Origin of the sequence: Streptomyces sp. WAC06614 (assembly GCF_003949795.1) — a bacterium.
GTDB lineage: Bacteria > Actinomycetota > Actinomycetes > Streptomycetales > Streptomycetaceae > Streptomyces.
Map to the genome: position 1 here is coordinate 1 of NZ_RPRY01000309.1, position 7,895 is coordinate 7,895.

Here is a 7,895-nt window from a genome sequence, read left to right on the forward strand (position 1 = left end):
GTGGGAACGCGTCCCCCGGCACCAGGCCGGCGCGGAGGGTGGGGCAATGCGGCCCCGTCGCTAGGTCGTCGGGGTGTGGCGGCGGGCTCTCAGGGCCAGGCTCAGGGAGAGGACGGTTTCCGGGTCGTCCAGGTCGGTGCCCAGGAGTTCGGCGATGCGGGCCAGGCGGTTGTACAGGGTCTGGCGGTTCAGGTGGAGTTCGCGGGCCGTCTCCGCCTTGCGGCCCGCATGGGCCAGGTACGTCTCCAGGGTGGGCAGCAGCGGGGGGCGGGAGGTGGTGTCGTGCACGCGCAGGGCGCCGATCGCGCGGTCGACGAAGGCCGCCAGGTCCGGGTGCTCGCGCAGCCGCCACAGCAGCAGGTCGATGTCCAGGCGGCGGGCGTCGTACCAGGGGCGCGGCGGCAGCCCCTGGGCGGCGGTGGCGGTCTCGGCGGCGTGGCGCAGGCCCGAGGAGGCCGCGGCCCAGCCGCCGGCCACGCCGACCACCACCGCGGGCGGGGAGCCGGCGCGGTGCAGGCCCGCCCGTTCCACCCCGGCCCGCAGCGCCGCAGCGACCCGGTCGGCCACCGCCGTACGCTCCGACTCCGAGCGCAGCGCCACCAGCAGCGGGACCCGGCCCTCCACCGGGCGCACGCCCAGCAGGACCGGGACGCCCACCGAGGACAGCTCCTCCGAGACCGCCCGGGCCAGCACCGACCAGTTCCCCGCCGCGCCCAGGTCGGACGCCAGCCGCATGACCACCGGCAGCAGCGGGCCGGTGCCGGGCTTGAAGCCGAGGACGCGGGCCTGGGCCGGTGCGTCCTCCGCCGAGATGCGGCCCTCCGCCAGGTCGCTGAGGAAGTCGCCGCGGCCGCGCGCCGCGAGTTCCTCCTCCTGGCGGGCCTGCATCAGGACCACCGCCAGGACGCCCGCCGTGCGTTCCGCCGCCATCCGGTGCACCGGCAGCAGGGGGGCGGAGACGCCCAGCAGCACCAGCCGGGCGCGGACCGCCGCCGTGCCGGGACCGCCGCCGGGGACGTCGACCACCACGGCGTTCGACGGCGGTGCCTCGCCGCGCTGGCCGCGCAGTCCCTCCCAGACCTGGAGGGGGTCGGCGCCCGGGTCCCCGGCGCTGCTGCCCGCCGCGTAGAGCAGCTGGGCGTCGGGGGTCTCCAGGAAGACCGGGTTGGCGGTGAAGTCGGCCAGGATCCGCAGCACCTGGGGGATGCCCCCGCCGCCGAGCAGCGCCTCGGTGCAGCGCCGGTGGACCTCCTCGGCGCGCTGGAGGAGGGCGTAGTGGCCGTTGACGATCTCGGTGTGGACCTCCTCGGTGACCGCCACGAACGGAACCTCGCGGTGCAGCTGGACCAGCGGCAGTCCGGCCGCCCGCGCGGTGTCCACCAGGGTCGCGGGCAGCCGGGTGAACCGCGGGCCGAGTTCCACCACCAGCGCGGCGATGCCCCGGTCGGCGAGCCGGCGCACGAAGGCGCGCTGCTCGGCGGGCCGGGTGCCCAGGCCCAGCCCGGTGGTCAGCAGCAGTTCGCCGCCCTTGAGCAGGGACGCGATGTTGGGGACCTCGCCCGCGTGCACCCACCGCACGGTCCGGCCCAGCCGGTCGGCGCAGGCCACCACCTCGGGCAGCCCGCTGCGCAGTCCGGGCAGCTCAAGAGCTCGTTGAACGGTGATCCCGCCCTGGTTGTCCATGTCGCGGGACGGTACCTTCCGGCCGGTTCCGGCCGCTACAGGGGTGTGATGTTGTGGTTGAAACGGAAGACGTTGTCGGGGTCGTAGGTCCGTTTCACCTCGCCCAGGCGCCGCATGTTCTCGCTGCCCAGCCCCGCGACCACCCGGTCCCCGCCCTCGTCCCCGGTGAAGTTCAGGTACACCGCGCCGGTGCTCCACGGACGGACGGCGCGCCGGACGTCCGTGACCCAGTCGCGGACGCGGTCGTCGTCCGCCGGGTCGGCCCAGACTCCGAACGGGTGGACGCCCCACGGGGCGTCCCGGTACGGCACCGGCCAGTCGGCCGGGCCGTCGGCGATCGCGCCGCCCTGCGGGAACACCAGGTGCTGGCTCGCGGTCGGCCACGGCATCTCGGTGCCCAGCGCGCAGAACACGTCGACGAACGCGTCCGGCGCCCCGGTCAGGTACTCGGCCGACCAGTAGTTCCGCATCCCCGGCGGGTCGTCGAACATGCACTGCAGGTCGGCGTACGGGGTGGGCACGACCAGCTCGACCTCGTGCGGGATCGCCAGCAGCGGCTGCGCCAGCTTGCGCATCTCGTCCTCGGGGCCCGCGTACGTCAGGATCGCCCCGGCCAGCAACTGCCCGACCAGAGGCGGCGGTACGAAGTCCTCCGGCGGGCCGGTCAGGTACACCACGGCGCCGCTCGCCTCGGCCGGGCCGGCCTCGATGAGGTCCCGGTAGGTGCGCAGCACCTCGGGGCCGTGCTCCGGCAGGTACAGCAGGAACGCCACCGACATCTGCGGCAGGGCGTGCAGGCGCAGCGTGATCGAGGTGGCCACGCCGAAGTTCCCGCCGCCGCCGTGCAGGGCCCAGAACAGCTCCGGCCGGTCCTCGGCGGTGGCCGTGACCTGCTCGCCGTCGGCGGTGACCAGGTCCACGCCCAGCAGGTTGTCCACCGCCAGCCCGCACTTGCGGTCCAGCCATCCCGAGCCGCCGCCCAGCACGAACCCGCCCACCCCGGTCGTGGAGACCCGGCCCCCGGTGGTGGCCAGTTCGTACGGCTGGCAGGCCCGGTCCAGATGGCTCATCGTGGCCCCGCCGCCGACCCGTACCGCGCGGGCCGCCGGATGGACCGTCACCTCGTTCAGCCGGCGCAGGTCCACCACGAGGGCGCCGTCGCCGAGCGCGGAGCCGGAGACGCTGTGCCCGCCGCCGCGCACGGCGACGGGCAGGTCCAGCTCCCGCGCGAAGCGCACGGCCGTGACCACGTCGGCCTCGCTCGCGCACTGCGCGATCACGGCGGGCCGCCGGTCGACCATGGCGTTGAAGACGACCCTCGCCCCGTCGTACCCCTCGTCGCCGGGGGCGAAGACGTCGCCTGAGAGATCCTCGCGGAGCGCGGCCAGTGCCGCGCCCGCCTTCGAGCCAGACATACCTTCAGGCTAGTCAGCCCCCGTACGCCCCGCTCGCCGTGAGCCGCAGGGCGGTGTCGATCAGGGGGACGTGGCTGAAGGCCTGCGGGAAGTTGCCCACCTGCCGCTGGAGCCGCGGGTCCCATTCCTCCGCGAGGAGCCCGAGGTCGTTGCGCAGCGACAGCAGCTTCTCGAACAGCCGGCGTGCCTCGTCGACCCGGCCGATCATCGCCAGGTCGTCGGCCATCCAGAAGGAGCAGGCCAGGAACGCGCCCTCGTCGCCCTCCAGGCCGTCCACGCCCGCCTCGTCGCCGGCGGTCGGGTAGCGCAGGATGAACCCGTCGGGGGTGGACAGCTCGCGCTGGATCGCCTCGACGGTGCCGATCACCCGCTTGTCGTCGGGCGGCAGGAAGCCGACCTGCGGGATCAGCAGCAGGGAGGCGTCGAGCTCCTTGGAGCCGTAGGACTGGGTGAAGGTGTTGCGCTCCTTGTCGTAGCCCTTCTCGCACACGTCCCGGTGGATCTCGTCGCGCAGCTCGCGCCAGCGCTCCAGCGGGCCGTCCGCGTCCCCGGACTCGATCAGCTTGATGGTGCGGTCCACGGCCACCCAGGCCATCACCTTGGAGTGCACGAAGTGCCGGCGCGGGCCGCGGACCTCCCAGATGCCCTCGTCGGGCTGGTTCCAGTGGGCCTCCAGGTAGCGGATCAGCTTGAGCTGGAGCAGGGAGGCGTAGTCGCTGCGGGCCAGGCCGGTCATGTGGCCCAGGTGCAGGGCCTCGGTGACCTCGCCGTAGACGTCGAGCTGGAGCTGGTGGGCGGCGCCGTTGCCGACCCGGACCGGCTGGGAGTTCTCGTACCCGGGCAGCCAGTCCAGCTCGGTCTCGCCGAGCTCGCGCTCGCCCGCGATGCCGTACATGATCTGGAGGTTCTCCGGGTCGCCGGCGACCGCGCGCAGCAGCCACTCGCGCCAGGCGCGGGCCTCCTCGCGGTAGCCGGTGCGCAGCAGCGAGGAGAGGGTGATCGCCGCGTCGCGCAGCCAGGTGTAGCGGTAGTCCCAGTTGCGCACCCCGCCGATCTCCTCGGGCAGGGAGGTCGTGGGCGCGGCGACGATGCCGCCGGTCGGGCCGTACGTCAGCGCCTTGAGGGTGATCAGCGAGCGGATCACGGCCTCCCGGTACGGGCCGTGGTACGTGCAGTGCTCGACCCACTCGCGCCAGAACTCGGCGGTGGCCTCCAGGGCGGCCTCGGCGTCCGGGGTCTCCGGGGGCTCCTTGTGCGAGGGCTGCCAGCTGATGCAGAAGGCGATCCGGTCGCCGGGGCCGACGGTGAAGTCGGCGTACGTGGTGAGGTCCTTGCCGTACGTCTGCGCGTCGGTGTCCAGCCAGACCGAGTCGGGGCCGGCCACGGCGACGGTGCGCCCGTCGACCTTGTGCACCCAGGGCACCACCCGGCCGTAGCTGAACCGCATGCGCAGGGCCGACCGCATCGGGACCCGGCCGCTGACGCCCTCCACGATGCGGACGAGCTGGGGGGCGTGGTCCTCGCGGGGCGGCATGAAGTCGATCACGCGGACGGTGCCGCGGGGGGTCTCGAACTCCGACTCCAGCACCAGCGAGTCGCCGCGGTAGCGGCGGCTGGTCGCCCGGGGGATCTCGCTGCCGGGCGCGTACGCCGGCCCGATCCGCCAGAAGCCGTGTTCCTCCGTGCCGAGGAGCGCCGCGAAGACGGCATGGGAGTCGAAGCGTGGCAGACACAACCAGTCCACCGAGCCGTCCCGGCAGACCAGTGCGGCGGTCTGCATGTCCCCGATCAGTGCGTAATCCTCGATGCGCCCGGACACGTTGCATCTCCAGTCGAACGGCCACGTCCGCCCCGAAGGGCGCTTGCATTGCGCGGTTGTGCGCGGTCCTAGGGTCCCCCGCGCGAGCTCCGGTTGTCGTGAGCGGCTGGGTGCTGCCGTCACGGGACGAGCCGGACTGCTCGGGCGGCGATGTGGAGCGATATCCGAGCAGGATATGTCGGCACCCTAGTGATCTCCTTAAGTCTTGGAACAATGAGGCTCCGCCAAAAGAGTGGCGAGTATTGGTGTGACCAACGGTCTTGCCACCACCTGGTTGGCGGACACCCCGGCGCGCGCCCGCGCGCCCCGCGCCCCACGGGCCCGCGGGCGGCCCCGCGGCCCCGCCCCGGGGCCGCCCGCACACCCGCCCCGGGGCGGGTGTGCGCACCGGCCGCGGGCGTGGCCGGAGGCGGACCGTCCAGGTCGCTGATAGGCTGGTACCCCGTGGACCGGGAGTCCGCCTGTGCGAATCAGCGGCCCCGAAACCGCAGCTTCGGCACCCCCGGAAACGGGAGAGACGGCCGGACGCACCTCACCTCGCGACCACGGGAGCCCCCTCTTGGCGATGCCGCCCAAATCCATGACGACCAAGCACATCTTCGTCACCGGGGGTGTCGCTTCGTCCCTCGGCAAGGGCCTGACGGCCTCCAGCCTGGGTGCCCTGCTCAAGGCGCGCGGCCTGCGGGTCACGATGCAGAAGCTCGACCCGTACCTGAACGTCGACCCGGGCACGATGAACCCGTTCCAGCACGGCGAGGTGTTCGTCACCAACGACGGCGCCGAGACCGACCTGGACATCGGCCACTACGAGCGCTTCCTCGACGTCGACCTCGACGGCTCGGCCAACGTCACCACCGGCCAGGTCTACTCGCAGGTCATCGCCAAGGAGCGGCGCGGCGAGTACCTCGGTGACACGGTGCAGGTCATCCCGCACATCACCAACGAGATCAAGCACCGCATCCGCCGCATGGCGACCGAGGACGTCGACGTCGTCATCACCGAGGTCGGCGGCACGGTCGGCGACATCGAGTCGCTGCCGTTCCTGGAGACCGTCCGCCAGGTCCGCCACGAGGTCGGCCGCGACAACGTCTTCGTCGTGCACATCTCGCTGCTGCCCTACATCGGCCCCTCCGGCGAGCTGAAGACCAAGCCGACCCAGCACTCCGTCGCCGCGCTGCGCAACATCGGTATCCAGCCCGACGCCATCGTGCTGCGCGCCGACCGGGACGTCCCCACCTCCATCAAGCGCAAGATCTCGCTGATGTGCGACGTGGACGAGGCCGCGGTGGTCGCCGCGATCGACGCCAAGTCGATCTACGACATCCCGAAGGTGCTGCACACCGAGGGCCTGGACGCGTACGTCGTGCGCAAGCTCGACCTGCCGTTCCGCGACGTGGACTGGACCGTCTGGGAGGACCTCCTCGACCGCGTCCACAACCCCGACCACGAGGTCGAGGTCGCGCTCGTCGGCAAGTACATCGACCTGCCCGACGCCTACCTGTCGGTCACCGAGGCGCTGCGCGCCGGCGGTTTCGCCAACCGCGCCCGCGTCAAGATCAAGTGGGTCACCTCGGACGACTGCAAGACCCCGGCCGGTGCCGCCGCCCAGCTGACCGGCGTGGACGCGATCTGCGTGCCCGGCGGCTTCGGCGACCGCGGTGTCGACGGCAAGGTCGGCGCGATCACCTACGCCCGCGAGCACAAGATCCCGCTGCTGGGCCTGTGCCTGGGTCTGCAGTGCGTGGTCATCGAGGCCGCCCGCAACCTCGCCGGGATCCCCGAGGCCAACTCCACCGAGTTCGACGCCTCCACCCCCCACCCGGTCATCTCGACCATGGAGGAGCAGCTCGCCTTCGTCGAGGGCGCGGGTGACCTGGGCGGCACCATGCGCCTGGGCATGTACCCGGCGAAGCTCGCCGAGGGCTCCATCGTGCGCGAGGTCTACGGCGACCAGGCGTACGTGGACGAGCGCCACCGCCACCGCTACGAGGTCAACAACGCCTACCGCGGCGAGCTGGAGAAGAAGGCGGGCATCGTCTTCTCCGGCACCTCCCCGGACAACAAGCTCGTCGAGTACGTCGAGTACCCCCGCGAGGTGCACCCCTACCTGGTGGCCACCCAGGCCCACCCGGAGCTGCGCTCCCGCCCGACCCGCCCGCACCCGCTGTTCGCGGGCCTGGTGAAGGCGGCGATCGAGCGCCGGCAGACCGCCGAGTAGGGTTCCCGCATACCGTAGGCAGCCGGGGTACGACCGTGTACCCCGGCTGTCGCGCGTTCGCAGGAGGGTCTGCCGTCATGGACATCAGGGATACGCCGGAGAGCTGGGAGGTCGTCTCGGTCGAGCGCCCCTTCCAGGGTGCGAAGACGGCCGTCTCCTCCGACCGGGTGCGGATGCCGGACGGATCGACGGCGCGCCGGGACTACCAGGTGCACCCCGGTTCGGTGTGCGTGCTCGCCCTGGACGAGGAGGACCGCGTCCTGGTGCTGCGCCAGTACCGGCACCCGGTCCGGCACCGGCTGTGGGAGCTGCCCGCCGGACTGCTCGACGTACCCGGCGAGAACCCGCTGCTCGCCGCCCAGCGCGAGCTGTACGAGGAGGCGCACGTCAAGGCGGAGGACTGGCGGGTGCTGGTCGACTTCTACGCCTCGCCCGGCGGCTCCGACGAGGCGATCCGGATCTTCCTCGCCCGCGGGCTCGCCGAGGCCGAGGGCGAGCGCTACGAGGTCGCCGAGGAGGAGGCCGACATGGAGCTGGCCCGGGTTCCGCTCGGCGAGCTGGTCGGCAAGGTGCTCGCCGGCGAGGTGCACAACCCCGGCCTGGTGACCGGTGTCCTGGCGCTGGCGGCCGCCCTCGCGGGCGGCGGCCCCGACGCGCTGCGCGGCCCGCAGGCCCCGTGGCCGGCCCGCCCGTACGAGGCCTGACGGGAGGGACGGGCGCGGCGGGCCACGGGGCCTGCGGGCCGCGCAGCGCGTCGGGG

5 protein-coding genes are annotated in these 7,895 nt (G+C 73.0%); 2 read left to right on the forward strand and 3 right to left on the reverse strand.

What is annotated here, in order from left to right; genetic code table 11:
- Positions 1–60: 60 nt before the first annotated feature.
- Genes EF918_RS28845 through EF918_RS28855 form a run of 3 tightly spaced genes read right to left on the reverse strand, consistent with a single transcriptional unit; the run spans position 61 to position 4,878 of the window.
- Complete coding sequence (locus EF918_RS28845) at positions 61–1,683, reverse strand: PucR family transcriptional regulator (RefSeq protein ID WP_125651871.1); 1,623 nt, start codon at positions 1,681–1,683, stop codon at positions 61–63.
- A 35-nt stretch (positions 1,684–1,718) separates the two neighbouring features.
- A complete protein-coding gene (locus EF918_RS28850; RefSeq protein WP_125651872.1) occupies positions 1,719–3,098 on the reverse strand; it encodes an FAD-binding oxidoreductase in 1,380 nt (459 codons plus the stop codon).
- Between the two features lie 13 nt (positions 3,099–3,111).
- Complete coding sequence (locus tag EF918_RS28855; protein ID WP_185921969.1) at positions 3,112–4,878, reverse strand: glycoside hydrolase family 15 protein; 1,767 nt, start codon at positions 4,876–4,878, stop codon at positions 3,112–3,114.
- Between the two features lie 604 nt (positions 4,879–5,482).
- Between EF918_RS28855 and EF918_RS28860 the strand changes: the two genes are divergently transcribed.
- Together EF918_RS28860 and EF918_RS28865 are read left to right on the forward strand one after the other, a co-directional pair.
- The gene (locus EF918_RS28860) at positions 5,483–7,135 is read left to right on the forward strand and encodes a CTP synthase (protein ID WP_125651874.1); all 1,653 of its coding nucleotides are present in this window, start codon (positions 5,483–5,485) and stop codon (positions 7,133–7,135) included.
- 77 nt (positions 7,136–7,212) lie between these two features.
- Complete coding sequence (locus EF918_RS28865) at positions 7,213–7,839, forward strand: NUDIX hydrolase (protein WP_125651875.1); 627 nt, start codon at positions 7,213–7,215, stop codon at positions 7,837–7,839.
- The last annotated feature ends 56 nt before the right edge of the window (positions 7,840–7,895 follow it).

What these genes read in the sequence shown, in the direction of transcription:
- EF918_RS28865 (WP_125651875.1), top strand. Translation starts at nt 7,213, where the DNA reads ATGGACATCAGGGATACGCCGGAGAGCTGGGAGGTCGTCTCGGTCGAG.
- EF918_RS28855 (WP_185921969.1), bottom strand. Translation starts at nt 4,878, where the DNA reads ATGCAGACCGCCGCACTGGTCTGCCGGGACGGCTCGGTGGACTGGTTG.
- EF918_RS28850 (WP_125651872.1), bottom strand. Translation starts at nt 3,098, where the DNA reads ATGTCTGGCTCGAAGGCGGGCGCGGCACTGGCCGCGCTCCGCGAGGAT.
- EF918_RS28860 (WP_125651874.1), top strand. Translation starts at nt 5,483, where the DNA reads ATGCCGCCCAAATCCATGACGACCAAGCACATCTTCGTCACCGGGGGT.
- EF918_RS28845 (WP_125651871.1), bottom strand. Translation starts at nt 1,683, where the DNA reads ATGGACAACCAGGGCGGGATCACCGTTCAACGAGCTCTTGAGCTGCCC.